The organism is Arthrobacter sp. ISL-95 (assembly GCF_018613695.1).
In the GTDB taxonomy this organism is placed as follows: Bacteria; Actinomycetota; Actinomycetes; order Actinomycetales; family Micrococcaceae; genus Arthrobacter.
The window spans coordinates 278,855-292,088 of the sequence record NZ_JAGGPR010000005.1 but is presented as its reverse complement, the minus strand read 5'-3'; the positions used below and the strand labels follow the sequence as shown (position 1 = coordinate 292,088).

Genomic DNA, 13,234 nt, shown 5'->3' with positions numbered 1-13,234 from the left:
CGGTTTTGTGACTACGTGTGACCCTAGATGACGTAACGTTCGTCTTCGTGATCGCCCGGGTGGTCCTTCACCAAACCGGCGGCAAGGGTGTTGCCGTCGATAGGATCGATCACCAGGAAAGCGCCAGTGCGGCGGTGGTGCAGGTAATTCTCAAGCGGCAACGGCGCGGACAGGCGCAGCTGTGCGTGTCCGATGTCGTTGAGCTCCAGATTGGACGCCGGCTCAACGTTGAACGTGGCCAGGTCCAGCTTGCCGGTGACGTTGCGGACCAAGGCCTGGACCGTGCGAGTACCGTGCTTCACCAGGACCTTCTGGCCTTCGCGGAGCGGCTTCGGCGAGAGCCAAGCCAGCGACGCATACAGGTCAGCCGTGCTTTCGCGGACCGTTCCCGCAGCAGCAATGGTGTCGCCGCGGGCGATGTCGATCTCGTCGGCCAAACGGATAGCCACCGACTGCGGAGCAGCTGCCTCCTCCAACGACTGGCCGGCGAAGTCGATGCCGACCACCGTGGTGGTGCGCGGCTCGTGGCCCGGGCTGATGACAGAAACTTCGTCGCCAACCTTCACCGAGCCCTCGGTGATCTGGCCCGCGTAGGCACGGTAATCGCGGTACGCCTCCACATCGAGCCCGGCAGCGACGGCATCAGGAGCCAAGGCACCCTGCGGACGGATCACCAGCTGGACCGGGAAGCGGAAGCTCTCCAGTTCAGCCTCAAGCTCGTCAGCAGCGGGGAGGGTTTCGAGGACCTCCAACAGCGCAGGACCGGTGTACCAAGGAGTGCGCTCAGATCGGTCCACCACGTTGTCGCCATCAAGGGCGGACACAGGAACCACCAGCAAATCCGCAACACCATCGGAACCCAAGCCAAGCTCGCGGGCAACTTTCTGCACATCGGCCTCGATGTCGCGGAACACCTGCTCACTGAAGTCCACCAGGTCGATCTTGTTCACAGCCACAATCACGTGGGCAACGCGCAGCAACTGCAACACCGACAAGTGCCGGCGGGTCTGCTCCAACACACCCTTACGGGCGTCAATCAGTACGACGACGGCATCCGCAGTGGACGCGCCGGTCACCGTGTTCTTGGTGTACTGAACGTGGCCGGGGCAGTCCGCCAGGATGAAGCTGCGGCGATCCGTAGCAAAGTAGCGGTACGCGACGTCGATGGTGATGCCCTGCTCGCGCTCGGCACGCAGGCCGTCGGTCAGGAGGGCGAGGTCGATCCCGCCCTTCTCGCCACCGAAGCCCCGGTCCGCGGAGGTGCGGGCAACGGCGTCGAGCGTGTCAGCAAGAATGGCCTTGGAATCGTGAAGGAGGCGGCCCACCAAAGTGGATTTGCCGTCGTCCACCGAACCGGCAGTCGCGAAACGGAAGAGGGTTGTGGGCAGGGCTGTTTCCAGCCCGGCAGCCAGTGTTTCGGTGCTCATTTAGAAGTAGCCGTCCTTCTTGCGGTCTTCCATGGCTGCCTCGGAGATGCGGTCATCTGCTCGGGTGGCGCCACGTTCGGTCAGGGTGGAGGCAGCGACTTCAACAACGACGTCGGCCACGGTGCGGGCGTCGGACTCGACGGCACCTGTGCAGGACATGTCGCCCACCGTGCGGTACCGGACCAGCTTGGTGATGACATCCTCGTTGGGCAGCGGCTGGGAAACTTCGCCCACAGCGCGCCACATGCCGTCGCGCGCGAAAACTTCGCGCTCGTGGGCGTAGTAGAGGCCCGGGAGCTCGATGTTCTCGCGTTCGATGTAGCGCCAGATGTCCAGTTCGGTCCAGTTGCTGATGGGGAACGCGCGGACGTGCTGGCCCACGGTGTGGCGGCCGTTGTACAGGTTCCACAGCTCGGGGCGCTGGTTGCGCGGATCCCACTGGCCGAACTCATCACGGAGGCTCAGGATGCGCTCCTTGGCGCGGGCCTTGTCCTCGTCACGGCGCCCGCCGCCGAATACGGCGTCGAACTTGTTGCGCTGGATAGCGTCCAACAGCGGAACGGTCTGCAGCGGGTTGCGGGTGCCATCGGCGCGCTCTGCCAGTTCGCCGCGGTCAATGAATTCCTGGACGGAGCCGACAACCAGCTTCAGGCCCAGGCGCTCAACAGTGCGGTCGCGGAAGTCGATAACCTCAGGGAAGTTGTGGCCCGTGTCCACGTGCAGGACGGGGAAAGGAACCTTGCCCGGCCAAAACGCCTTGGTGGCCAGGTGCAGCATGACCACGGAGTCCTTGCCGCCGGAGAACAGCAGCGCAGGCTTCTCGAACTCGGCAACAACCTCGCGGATAATGTGAATGGCTTCGGACTCAAGGGTGTCCAGGCTGGAGAGACGCTCCGCTGAAGGGGCGTCGACTGCCGCTGCAACTTCCACCGTGGACTCCTCTGTTGTGTAAGTGCTCATGTGTGTAGTCCGCATTCTGTCTTGTCGGATCCTGCCCAGCGGCCGGCACGGGGGTCTTCACCCGGGGCTACCTTGCGGGTGCAGGGCTGGCAGCCGATGGACGGGTAGCCCTGGCTCAGGAGGGGGTTGACGGGAAGGATGTTGTCCTCGGAATACTCGATCAGCTGATCGAAGGTCCAGTCCACCATCGGGTTCACCTTGACCAGGCCGAAGCCCTCATCCCAGGTGACCACGGGCGTATTGGTGCGGGTGGGGCCCTCATCGCGTCGGACTCCGGTGAACCACACCTCGTAGCCGGCCAGCGAGCGGCGCAGCGGCTGCACCTTTCGCAGCGCGCAGCACTGTGCGGGGTCGCGGGCGAACAGGTCCTTGCCCAGGAGACGGTCCTGCTGCTCCACGGTGTTTTCCGGAAGGACGTCCACCACGTTGACGCGGAGATTCGCTGCGACTTCGTCGCGGGTCTCGTACGTTTCCTTGAAGTGGTAGCCAGTTTCCAGGAACAAGACGTCAACGCCGGGAAGCTGGTCCGCCACCAAAGCCGGAAGGACGGCGTCGGCCATGGAGCAGGCTACTGTCACCGTGGGCAGCTCGAAGTTGCGGGCTACCCAGGCGATGATGTCCCGGGCGGGGGCGTTCCAGCCGAGCTCAGCGGCGCCTTGTTCAGCCAGTGCCTTGAGCTCATCGTGGGAACGCAGCACGGGTCGGGCTGCTGCGCTGGCGAGGTTGGTAATGGTGACGGGATCTGTCATTGGAGATCTCCTTCATCTGCCGAGTGTGCCCACTCTGCGAAGGTCTGGCCCTCGGCGCCTACGGCGACGAACTTACGGACCACGCGCTCCACGTAATCGGGCAGGTCTTCCACCGTGACCTTGAGGCCGCGGACGGTTCGTCCCAAACCGGCTTCCTCGCGCTCGTTGTTAGCCAGCCCGCCACCGAGGTGGACCTGGAAACCCGGGGTGGGGTCGCCGTCGGGCGTTGGCAACATCATGCCCTTCAGGCCGATATCGGCCGTCTGGATACGTGCGCAGGAGTTCGGGCAGCCGTTGATGTGGAGGGACAGTGCCGACGGCAGCTGCTTGGTTTCCACGAGATCCACCAAGCGGCGCTCCAGCTCAGCGATTGCCGTAGCTGCCGTGACCTTGGTTTCAACGATGGCCAGCTTGCAGAATTCGATGCCCGTGCAAGCGATGGTGCCGCGGCGGAAAACGGACGGACGAGCCGAGAGGCCCAACGTGTCCAGTTCGGCGATGAGCGGTTCAACCTGTTCCTTGGTCACGTCCAGGATGACCAGCTTCTGGTGAGGAGTAGTGCGCAGGCGGTAGCTGCCGTGCTTCTCCAAAGTGTCCGCCAACGTGACAAGCGCCTCGCCGGACGTGCGGCCCACGGTGGGGGTCACGCCGATGAAGAACTTGCCGTCCTTCTGCTCGTGAACGCCGATGTGGTCGCCGGGAGCCGTGGGCTTGGGAGCGGCAGGACCGTCGGGAAGCTTGAAGCCGAGGTACTCGTCCTCCAGGATCTGGCGGAACTTGGCCGGGCCCCAGTCGTTCATGAGGAACTTCAGGCGGGCCTTGGTGCGCATGCGGCGGTAGCCGTAGTCGCGGAAGATGCTGGTGACGCCGAGCCATACCTCAGCGGCGACGTCAGCGGAGACGAACACGCCAAGGCGTTCAGCGAGGCGCGGGTTGGTGGACAATCCGCCGCCAACCCAGAGGTCGTAGCCGGCACCGAACTCAGGGTGGATTACGCCAACCAGTGCGAAGTCGTTGATCTCGTGCACCACGTCCTGGGACGGGTGGCCCGTGATGGCGGTCTTGTATTTGCGCGGCAGGTTGGCCAGCTCGGGGTCGCCGATGAAACGCTCGGCGAGCTCGTGGATGAGTGGCGTGGGATCGATGATCTCGTCCTTGGCGATGCCCGCAACCGGGGAGCCGAGGATGACACGGGGAACGTCGCCGCAAGCCTCGGTGGTGGACAGTCCGATGCCTTCAAGGCGACGCCAGATCTCCGGGACGTCTTCTACGCGGATCCAGTGCAGCTGGATGTTCTGGCGGTCCGTGAGGTCGGCCGATCCACGGGCGAAGTCCACGGAAATCTGGCCGATAACGCGAAGCTGCTCGGTGGTCAGCGCGCCGCCGTCGATGCGAACGCGCAGCATGAAGTACTTGTCTTCGAGCTCGTGGGGTTCAAGCGTTGCGGTCTTGCCGCCATCGATCCCGGGTTTGCGCTGGGTGTAGAGGCCCCACCAACGGAAGCGGCCATGAAGGTCCGTGCCGTCAATCGAATCAAAACCTTCTTTGGAGTAGACAGACTCAATCCGCTCACGGACGTTCAGCCCGTTGTCTTCCTGCTTCCAGGTTTCGTTGGCGTTCAGTGGAGCGGTGCCGTCAACCTTCCACTGGCCGTGGGGCTTGGCGGCAGGGCGGGTGCGCGCCGGACGCGAGGGGACTGCGGTGTCCGCGGACGCACCGGCTACAGCTGTATCTGTCATACATCGACTGTAGGTCTGGCCAGTTTTCGCCAGCAAAGGTCCGGAAACGCGAAGTCACCTAGGGAAACATTTCGTCACGAACACGCCAACGGCCTTGTTTCAACGGACACCTTTATGCTGTCGCGGAACTGCGTTTTTGCGCGTGAATAAAGGTTAGGAGGGCCTTTCCACCACTGCGTCGTACCGTTCCAGCGCGATCTCCGCCAACACAGGAGACGGCAGCAACGGCGCCGCCACAACGTCCGCGCCGGCCTTCGCCAGCTGGTCGTGGAAATAGCCCGTAGCCAGCAGGTAGGAGGCGATGAAGACCCGGCCTGTCCCACCGTCGGCGGCGAGTTCTTCACGCAAGGAGGCGACGCCGTCGGGCACTGTTGGCTGGGCACTGGCGCCATAGGCGACCCGCACTTTGTTCGGCAGCAGCTCACCGAGGAGTCGTGCCTGCTCTTCTGAATCAACCGAGCCGTCCGGAAGGGACGATCCCGCGGCAGCCAGCAGCACGCCGTCGTTCTCCTGCAACCCAGCCGCACGCAGGTGGCTGGCTAACAGCTCAGCCAGCCGCGGGTCCGGACCCAACGGACTGGCGGCCACTACCTCAGGCCGGCACTTGATGGCTTTGGGCACGTCCACTTTGATGTGGAAGCCAGTTGAGAGCAAAAGCGGTACGACGACGGCGGGAGTCCCCTCAGGCAGGCCCTCCACCACGCCACCCAACTCGGGTTCTTGTACGTCAACGTACGCCTCAACAACGCGCAAACCGGGGCGGAGAGCTTCGATTTCTGCCATCACGCGGCGGATGGCAGCTTGGCCTTCAACGTTGCGGGTTCCGTGGGCACAAGCGATCAAAACGGGGCTGTTCATGGGAGCTAGCGTAACGTTGAGCCAGCACCTGTTGTTGAGCGCGTTAAGAAAGAACCGTCCACTTGATTTCCTTTGACATTGTTCTTCTTTGGCTTGACCTCATCGGCGTGTTCTTTTTTGCTGTGTCAGGCTCGTTGTTGGCAGCCCGGAAGCAGTTCGACTTTGTGGGCTCCATACTTCTCGCGTCCATCGCGGCCCTGGGCGGTGGCGTGATCCGTGACATCGTGATCAATGCCGGTCCCCCTATCGCTTTCACCAACCCCGCGTACCTGGCCCCGCCATTGCTGGCCGCGCTGCTGGTTTACTACTTGTTCTCCTCAGTGCAGCGCTTCACTTCTCTGCTGACTCTGTTCGACGCCGGCGGGCTGGCCTTGTTCTGCATCACTGGCACGCTGAAGGCAATCGGCGCGGGCATGAATCCGGTAGCCGCGATCCTGCTGGGGGTCACCACAGCCGTGGGCGGAGGCCTGCTCCGTGACATCACCGCCAACGAAATCCCTACCTTGTTCAACAACCGCGACATCTACGCGCTGCCAGCCTTCGCGGGCGCCGGCTTGACCACGTTGTTGTGGAACCTTGGCCTGTTCAATGGGGTTACTGCTTGTGTCATTGCGGGTGTTGTTTTCGCTTTCCGGGTGACCGCGTGGCGGCGCAGTTGGTATGTGCCGTTGGCTGTGCGCGGATGGCATCGCGCAGCCACCGGTGGGGGCGCAATTTCCGGTGCCCGGGATTAGCTAGGATAAGAGCATGACTGACATGTTCCTCGAGAAGTTCCGCGCGCTGGTCCCAAAGTATCTCGAGGATGAATGGCAGGAAGAAGACGGCCTCACGCCGGACGAACTGGACGACGCCCTCTCCGATCACTCCTTCACCATCCCCCTGGTTCTGCGCGAGTTTTACCTCGCAATCGGCGGCTGCGAGGACCTCATGGAGGCCTACCACTACTTCTGGGACCCAGAGGAACTGGAGGTGGACGACGAAGGCTTCCTCATGTTCCTTGAGGACGAGGACGAACAATTCACTTGGGGCTTCCGCACCGCCGATCTCAGCATCCCGGACCCCATCGTTTGGCGCCGCAACAATGCCCGCGGCCAGTGGAAGAGCGAAGAAGGCACGTTCTCCGAGTTCGTGTTCGACATGTTCGAGTGGGCGTTCAACGACGACGAAGACTAACTTCCAAGGTTTCAAGCAGCCCCCTTCCTGACCTTTGGCCAGGGCGGGGGCTGTTTTTTGTGAGACGGCGTGCGGCCACCACCCACATTGATTGCGGAGCAGCCCTGACACGCCGCTCGCGGGGGCGTGTCGCCGGAAGTCTGCGGCCAAAGTTGGTGATGGCGGTACAGCGGCAGACGGAAGGTCACGACGGCGGAACCCACCAAGGCGCGTACCTCGCCGGCGCAAAGCGGCCGACTTCCCTGTTGCGCAGGACTGTCAGGACTTCACCCACCATGCGTTCCGGCTGGTGAACGACGTCGTCGTAGTAGTAGTGGAGAGTCAACAGGCCTCCGCGCATGCCTGCGTTGTTCCTGTATTGGTCCTTCTTGACCTGTTTCGGCTCCAGGTGAGTGCCGCCGTCGAGTTCTACAATCAGGCATTCATTGACCAGACAGTCCACCTCTCCCACACCGGGTACATCCACGTGCATACGTACCCGGAGACCTGCTCGTGTGAAATGTGCATGAGCCAACACTTCCAAAAGGGAGTCCGCCCGAGGTAGAACCAGATCCAGGGTTTCGCGAACCTTGCCGTTCCGGTTGCCCGGCAGCTTTGACCTCAGGAAGTCCGTAACCAGGAGTGCTTGACTAACCGCGCTCTGCACCATGACGAGTGCTTCAAGTTCCGGCAGGCATCTGAGGGCGTGGATCAGGACATCGGCCACTCCCGCCACAGGAAGATACGGGTGAGCCGGGTGTAGGCAGGCTCCGTGATGGACTACACCCCGTCTCGCTTGGCCCGTACTGCAGCTCAAATGGAGAGGGCCGGAGTCCCTAAGGCTCCACAGACGATAGAAGCGCGCTGCCGAGATGCAGGTCAGTAGTCCATCGGCTCGAAAGGCGGCCACGACGTCGGGATCTGGTTCCTTGGACGTGTAAACGCCACGATGAAGGCGGTTCACTCGGCCGTCCATTACCGCATTTGCGACCATGCGGCGAGTAAAGCCGGCATTAAGCAGGGTCCGAGTGGTGGCTGCTCCGAGCCGGCTCCGGAGGAAATTCTCGATGTTCATACAGCCATGCTGTGTTCCTCAGGGGCCCAGCCGTTGTTGAGAAGTTCCCTATGTGGACAACTGCGCGAACCTCCACCACCGGCTTTGCTGGCCCGGAACGTTGCGACACACCGTGCGTCCGGCGAGTCCATCATTTTCCAGATTCAAAGTCAGTGGCAGAGGATCAGCGCTCGGCTGTAAATCGTGCTGCAGCTTAGAGAAATCCCTTGACCCACAGAGTTGCATATGTGACACGGTTGTCATAAACTTTTCACGGATCCACTAAATGCCTCCGGTGGGTCTGATGCGAACGGAGATTGTGGTCCCGGTTCGGTGCAGCGTATGACTCGTAACGTTGCAGCGAGCCGGGGCCATTCCGTTTTTCCCGGAGGTTGCATCTTGGGCGCGTGCGGCCACCACCCACTTTGATTCCCCATACCGCCCAACACGCCGCAATCACCGGCGCGTCATCTCGCTCAGGCCCTCAAAGTGGGTGGTCTAGGTGCAGGCCCAAGACCGCCAGGGGCCAAGACGCCGCACAAAAAAGCAGGCGCCCGGACTATGAAAGCCCGGACGCCTGCGGAAACAGGGAAACCTAGCTGCTGCGGTCCACCACAGCATGGGCGAAGTTGGTCAGCGAAGCCTTCACAACGCCCTCGGGCAGCGGATCCAGAGCCGCAACGGCCTCGGCTGACCACTGGCGGGCGATCTTCCAGGACTCATTGGTGACAGGGTGCTCGCGCAGCCCGGCCACGGCCTCAGCCAGAGCCGAGTCGGAGGACAGGTCGCCGTCGATCAATTCCAGCAGTGCAGCAGCGGAGTCATCCCCCGCAGCAGCATCCCGTCGAAGCAACAGGACGGGCAGGGTGGGAACGCCTTCGCGGAGGTCGGTGCCCGGTGACTTCCCGGACTTAACCTTCACACCGGTGACATCAATGACGTCGTCGGCAAGCTGGAAGGCCACGCCAACCTTCTCGCCGTATTCCACCAGCAGGTCCTCATAAGACTCGTCGGCACCGGCGAAGATCGCGCCCAGCTGGCCGGAAGCTGCCACCAGGGAGCCGGTCTTGTCAGCGATGACGGAAAGGTAGTGCTCCACGGGATCTTCGTCTTCGCGCGGGCCCACGGTTTCGTGGAGCTGGCCGAGGCACAAACGCTCGAAGGTCCGCGCCTGGATGCCCAGCGCACGGGAACCGAGCTCGGACACCAGGATGGAGGCGCGGGCAAAGATGAGGTCGCCGGTGAGGATGGCCACCGAGTTGCCCCATACTTCGTGGGCGGTGGGAGCACCGCGGCGGAAGGGCGCGGAGTCCATCACGTCGTCGTGGTACAGCGTGGCAAGGTGCGTCAGTTCCACAACAACAGCGGCTTGGACAACCTCGGGACGTGAAGCATCACCAAGGTGGGCACACAGCAGGGTCAGTAGCGGACGAATGCGCTTGCCGCCGGCTTCCACCAGGTGACGGGACGTCGCGTCCACCAACGGATCGGAGTTGGAGATGGCTTCGCGGAGCTTCTTCTCAACCCGGGCAAGGTTGGTGGTGATGGCCGGACCGAGCTCGGCATCGCCGGCAATCGCGGCGAATCCGGCGGGCAGTTGGAGTCCCGTTGCGATCGCAGTGGTGTTGGGAGCAGGCTCAACAGTCTGCGGCAAGCCGTGCCCGGCATGCGTCCAGCTGTGTTCGGCAGAGTTCGTCACGGGTTAACCCTAACTAGTTGTTGCGGAAACCGCGGTGTTGGAGCCTGCCGGCGTAAGGGCGCGGGCAGCGGAAGTGTTGGAGGTGGCCGGAACCAGCATCTCGAGGACGCGGATAACACGATCTTCGAAGCCCTTCGCGGAAGGATCCGTGAGGTTCGCGAGCATTCGAACCACAAAGCGCATGAGCACAGGAATGGGCATCCCCGTGCGCAGTGCCAGCTTCATCACGGCAGGCTTCCCAATGAGAGAGGCAAACATGCGGCCCAGTGTGAAGTGTGAACCCCACTGCTCCCGCACATAGTCCGCGTACCGAGAAAGGTGGGCATCGGCGTCGTGCGTGGACCAACCGGCGGAAGTCGAGCGCGACGAAGCGTCAATCAAGAACTCAGCCGCGAACCGGGCAGATTCCATCGCGTAGGAAATGCCCTCGCCGTTGAACGGGGACACCATGCCACCGGCGTCGCCCAACAGGAGAAGCCCGGGTGAGTAGTGCGGCGTGCGGTTGAAGCCCATGGGCAGCGCTGCGCCGCGGATCTCCCCCACTTGGTTTTCCGGCGTAAAGCCCCATTCGGAGGGCATCCCGGCGGTCCATTCGCGGAGTACCTGCTTGTAGTCGAGCTTGCCGAATTCCTTGGAAGAATTCAGGATTCCCAGACCCACGTTGGACGTTCCGTCGCCAACCCCGAACACCCAACCGTATCCGGGCAGCGGCTTTCCGGACTTGCCGGGGAGTTCCAGCCAGCCTTCCATCCAGTCGTCCTCGTGCCTGGGCGAAGTGAAGTACGTGCGCACCGCGACGCCGAGGGGCCGGTCATCACGCTTGTGCATACCCAGCGACACGGCGGTTCGTGTCGAGTTTCCGTCAGCGGCGAGTACGACGTCGGCGTGGAAGTCGCGCGTTTCGCCCGTCTTGCGTCCGGACTCGTCCAGGATGGAAGCCCGGGCACCGATCACGCGGCCGTCTTCTGCAGTCAACGCGGAGGTGACGCTGTGGCGTTCAAGTACGACGGCGCCCGCGGACTGGGCGTGACGGGCCAGGTCCTCGTCGAAACCGAGTCGGATCCGGATCAGGCCGTAGGTGGGAAAGTCTGCGACCTCGGGCCATGGCAGTTCGATGGTGCGGCCACCGGCAATGAGGCGAAGACCCTTGTTGCGCCTCCAGCCCTCCGAGACAGCGTGAGGCAGCCCGAGCTTCTGAATTTCGCGGACGGCCCGGGGAGTCAGGCCATCGCCGCAAACTTTTTCACGAGGGAAGGAAGTCTTTTCCAGCACCGTGACATCGATGCCCTGCTGGGCGAGGTAATACGCAGCGGTGGACCCTGCCGGGCCCGCGCCAACAATCAGTACTTTCACGACGTCCTAATCAACAGGCTGTGCTGGTTAGCCGGCTTGGTGGTGCGGCTTGATCTGGCGGCGGAGCTTGGCCACGGGAACACTTTCGCGGTGTTCGGCGGGCTTCTGCGCACGGTGCACGGCAACAATTCCGCCGCTGAGGTTGCGGTAGGTGACATCCGTCCAGCCGGCATCCTGGAGCCACTGGGCCAGGTGGTCCTGGTCCGGCCAGGCGCGGATGGACTCGGCGAGGTACACATAGGCGTCCGGGTTGGAGGAGACCTTGGTGGCGATGGCCGGGAGCGCGCGCATCAGGTACTCGGTGTAGAGGTTGCGCCACAGCGGAACTACTGGGTGCGAGAACTCGGCAATGACCAGGCGGCCGCCGGGCTTGGTGACGCGCAGCATTTCCTCGAGGGCCTTGCGGGGTTCAACCACGTTGCGGAGGCCAAAGGAGATGGTGGAAGCATCGAAGCTGTTGTCAGCGAACGGCAGGTTGGTGGCGTCACCGGCAATGAAGTCGATGTCCGGGCGGCGGCGCTTACCTACCTTGAGCATGCCCAGGGAGAAGTCGCAGGCCACTACGTCTACGCCTGCATCGGCGTAGGGTTCGCTGGATGTTCCCGTTCCGGCGGCGAGGTCAAGGACCTTCTGACCCACCTTGACGTCCATGGCATCAACTACGATCCGGCGCCAACGCCGTGTCTGCCCCATGGACAGGACATCATTGACGACGTCGTATTTTGGGGCGACATCATCAAACATCGTCGCAACTTCGTCCGGACGCTTTTCCAAGGATGCTCGGTTCACCTTGTAATTGTCTCAGACATTCAACCGACTTTGCTGCGCTGTAGAAGTCGGCTCAAATTCTGGCTGAGCACGGGAGTACTGTTGTTCCATCATGACGAGCACGCTCCGCACCTTGACAGTCCCCCTCGATGTTGAATCATCCTCAGGGGGGCTGCCGTCGTTTCTGGTGCGGGACGACGTCCTCTGCTGGTCCCGCCGCGAGGCCGGCCTGGTTGGCTACGGCGAGCTGACCCGCTTCAACGCCACCGGCCCCGAGCGATTCCTAGAGGCCGACATCTGGTGGCGGCACCTCATTATTGAGGCGGAAATCACGGATCTGGTGGAGGTTCCGGGCACTGGCCCGGTGGCTTTCGGCTCCTTTGCCTTCTCCAAAACCTCCCCTCACGTTTCCCGCTTGATTCTCCCCGAGCTGGTGATTGGCATCCGCGATGGCCGCGCCTGGGCCACCCAATTAACGTTCGACGACGGCCCCCTCACCGAGGCCGGCGTCCTCGCCGCCGTGGACCACTGGCTTACTGAGCCGGAGCCCAACGGCGAGGGTCCAGCCGCCGGAGGGCCCGACGTCGGACTCTCACCTGACGCTATTGCTGCGAACGGCTCGGCTGGTCACCTGAGCCGCGGATCCCTGAGCGAGGCCGCTTGGATGGAGGCCGTTTCCAACGGCGTGGAGGAAATCCGCGCCGGAAAGTTGGAGAAGCTCGTGTTGGCGCGCGACGTCGTCGCTAACCTTCCAGAGGGCGTCAACGCTGCCGAGGTTCTTCGCCAGCTTGCCGCGAGGTACCGCGAATGCTGGACGTACGGTGTAGACGGGTTGGTAGGTGCTACGCCGGAGATGCTGATTCAGGTGGAGGGGCGCACTGCGCAGGCGCGCGTGCTGGCCGGGACGTTGGATCGCCGCGATGCAGACGGCATGGACGGATCCCCCATGGAATATGCGGAACGGGTCCTGGCCGGTTCGGAAAAACAACGCCATGAGCACGAGATCGCCATTGATTCACTGACCCGGCAGCTGGCTCCCTTCTCGGAAGCCATGAATTCCCATAGCGAGCCCTTCATTCTGGAACTGCCCAATGTGTGGCACCTGGCCTCGGATGTGAAGGCGGAGCTGGCGGACATCGAGGGACATGTCCCCACCTGCCTGGCCCTGATCAACGCGCTGCACCCAACTGCGGCAGTCTGCGGAACGCCCACGTTGGTAGCCGGTGCCCTTATCCGAAAACTCGAGCATTTGGACCGCGGCCCCTACGCCGGGCCAGTCGGTTGGCTGGACGCCGCCGGCAACGGTGAATGGGGCATCGCACTCCGCGGGGCTGTCATCGAGGACGCCAATACGGTGCGCTTGTATGCCGGCTGCGGGATCGTGGAAGGCTCCGTACCGGAAGCCGAATTGGCCGAAACGTGGGCTAAATTCCGGCCTATGCTGGAAGCCCTGGGCATCAAGCGCTGATTCTGGG

Annotated in this window: 12 protein-coding genes; 3 read left to right on the top strand and 9 right to left on the bottom strand. The window is 63.0% G+C overall.

Annotated features, from left to right (window positions below; all coding sequences use genetic code 11):
- Window positions 1–23 precede the first annotated feature (23 nt).
- From J7I86_RS07560 to J7I86_RS07540, 5 genes are all read right to left on the bottom strand, one after another.
- Window positions 24–1,427 (bottom strand): sulfate adenylyltransferase subunit 1, encoded by a 1,404-nt coding sequence (locus J7I86_RS07560; protein ID WP_214818697.1) that lies wholly within the window; start codon window positions 1,425–1,427, stop codon window positions 24–26.
- Window positions 1,428–2,387: a sulfate adenylyltransferase subunit CysD gene (cysD, locus tag J7I86_RS07555; RefSeq protein WP_214818687.1), complete on the bottom strand. Its 960-nt coding sequence runs from the start codon at window positions 2,385–2,387 to the stop codon at window positions 1,428–1,430.
- Window positions 2,384–3,136: a phosphoadenylyl-sulfate reductase gene (locus J7I86_RS07550; RefSeq protein WP_214818683.1), complete on the bottom strand. Its 753-nt coding sequence runs from the start codon at window positions 3,134–3,136 to the stop codon at window positions 2,384–2,386. The genes cysD and J7I86_RS07550 overlap by 4 nt, the downstream gene beginning before the upstream one ends.
- Window positions 3,133–4,875 carry a nitrite/sulfite reductase gene (locus tag J7I86_RS07545; protein WP_214818668.1) on the bottom strand — a complete coding sequence of 581 codons (1,743 nt, stop codon included), beginning with the start codon at window positions 4,873–4,875 and terminating at the stop codon, window positions 3,133–3,135. Before J7I86_RS07545 ends, J7I86_RS07550 begins: the two co-directional genes overlap by 4 nt.
- 153 nt (window positions 4,876–5,028) lie before the next feature.
- The gene (locus J7I86_RS07540; protein WP_214818654.1) at window positions 5,029–5,733 is read right to left on the bottom strand and encodes a sirohydrochlorin chelatase; all 705 of its coding nucleotides are present in this window, start codon (window positions 5,731–5,733) and stop codon (window positions 5,029–5,031) included.
- 62 nt (window positions 5,734–5,795) lie between these two features.
- Here J7I86_RS07540 and J7I86_RS07535 point away from each other — a divergent pair, with 62 nt between their 5' ends.
- Entirely contained in the window at window positions 5,796–6,467 is a 672-nt protein-coding gene (locus J7I86_RS07535) for a trimeric intracellular cation channel family protein (RefSeq protein WP_214818650.1), read from the top strand.
- Window positions 6,468–6,480: 13 nt separating this feature from the next.
- Window positions 6,481–6,906, top strand: a complete 426-nt coding sequence (locus J7I86_RS07530) for a hypothetical protein (protein WP_178997390.1) — start codon at window positions 6,481–6,483, stop codon at window positions 6,904–6,906.
- 184 nt (window positions 6,907–7,090) lie between these two features.
- On the opposite strand, the gene J7I86_RS07525 is transcribed toward J7I86_RS07530, so the two are convergent.
- The 4 genes from J7I86_RS07525 to J7I86_RS07510 form a co-directional block, all read right to left on the bottom strand.
- The gene (locus tag J7I86_RS07525) at window positions 7,091–7,960 is read right to left on the bottom strand and encodes a type IV toxin-antitoxin system AbiEi family antitoxin domain-containing protein (protein WP_214818642.1); all 870 of its coding nucleotides are present in this window, start codon (window positions 7,958–7,960) and stop codon (window positions 7,091–7,093) included.
- 574 nt (window positions 7,961–8,534) lie between these two features.
- Window positions 8,535–9,638 carry a polyprenyl synthetase family protein gene (locus tag J7I86_RS07520; RefSeq protein ID WP_214818630.1) on the bottom strand — a complete coding sequence of 368 codons (1,104 nt, stop codon included), beginning with the start codon at window positions 9,636–9,638 and terminating at the stop codon, window positions 8,535–8,537.
- 9 nt (window positions 9,639–9,647) lie between these two features.
- Window positions 9,648–10,991, bottom strand: coding sequence for a geranylgeranyl reductase family protein (locus tag J7I86_RS07515; RefSeq protein ID WP_214818615.1), 1,344 nt, complete (start codon window positions 10,989–10,991; stop codon window positions 9,648–9,650).
- 27 nt (window positions 10,992–11,018) lie between these two features.
- Window positions 11,019–11,780: a demethylmenaquinone methyltransferase gene (locus J7I86_RS07510; RefSeq protein WP_214818600.1), complete on the bottom strand. Its 762-nt coding sequence runs from the start codon at window positions 11,778–11,780 to the stop codon at window positions 11,019–11,021.
- Between the two features lie 91 nt (window positions 11,781–11,871).
- Here J7I86_RS07510 and J7I86_RS07505 point away from each other — a divergent pair, with 91 nt between their 5' ends.
- On the top strand, window positions 11,872–13,227 hold the full coding sequence (locus J7I86_RS07505; RefSeq protein WP_214818583.1) for an isochorismate synthase MenF: 1,356 nt from the start codon (window positions 11,872–11,874) through the stop codon (window positions 13,225–13,227).
- The last annotated feature ends 7 nt before the right edge of the window (window positions 13,228–13,234 follow it).

What these genes read in the sequence shown, in the direction of transcription:
- J7I86_RS07545 (WP_214818668.1), bottom strand. Translation starts at nt 4,875, where the DNA reads ATGACAGATACAGCTGTAGCCGGTGCGTCCGCGGACACCGCAGTCCCC.
- J7I86_RS07530 (WP_178997390.1), top strand. Translation starts at nt 6,481, where the DNA reads ATGACTGACATGTTCCTCGAGAAGTTCCGCGCGCTGGTCCCAAAGTAT.
- J7I86_RS07550 (WP_214818683.1), bottom strand. Translation starts at nt 3,136, where the DNA reads ATGACAGATCCCGTCACCATTACCAACCTCGCCAGCGCAGCAGCCCGA.
- J7I86_RS07540 (WP_214818654.1), bottom strand. Translation starts at nt 5,733, where the DNA reads ATGAACAGCCCCGTTTTGATCGCTTGTGCCCACGGAACCCGCAACGTT.
- J7I86_RS07560 (WP_214818697.1), bottom strand. Translation starts at nt 1,427, where the DNA reads ATGAGCACCGAAACACTGGCTGCCGGGCTGGAAACAGCCCTGCCCACA.
- J7I86_RS07525 (WP_214818642.1), bottom strand. Translation starts at nt 7,960, where the DNA reads ATGAACATCGAGAATTTCCTCCGGAGCCGGCTCGGAGCAGCCACCACT.
- J7I86_RS07505 (WP_214818583.1), top strand. Translation starts at nt 11,872, where the DNA reads ATGACGAGCACGCTCCGCACCTTGACAGTCCCCCTCGATGTTGAATCA.
- cysD (WP_214818687.1), bottom strand. Translation starts at nt 2,387, where the DNA reads ATGAGCACTTACACAACAGAGGAGTCCACGGTGGAAGTTGCAGCGGCA.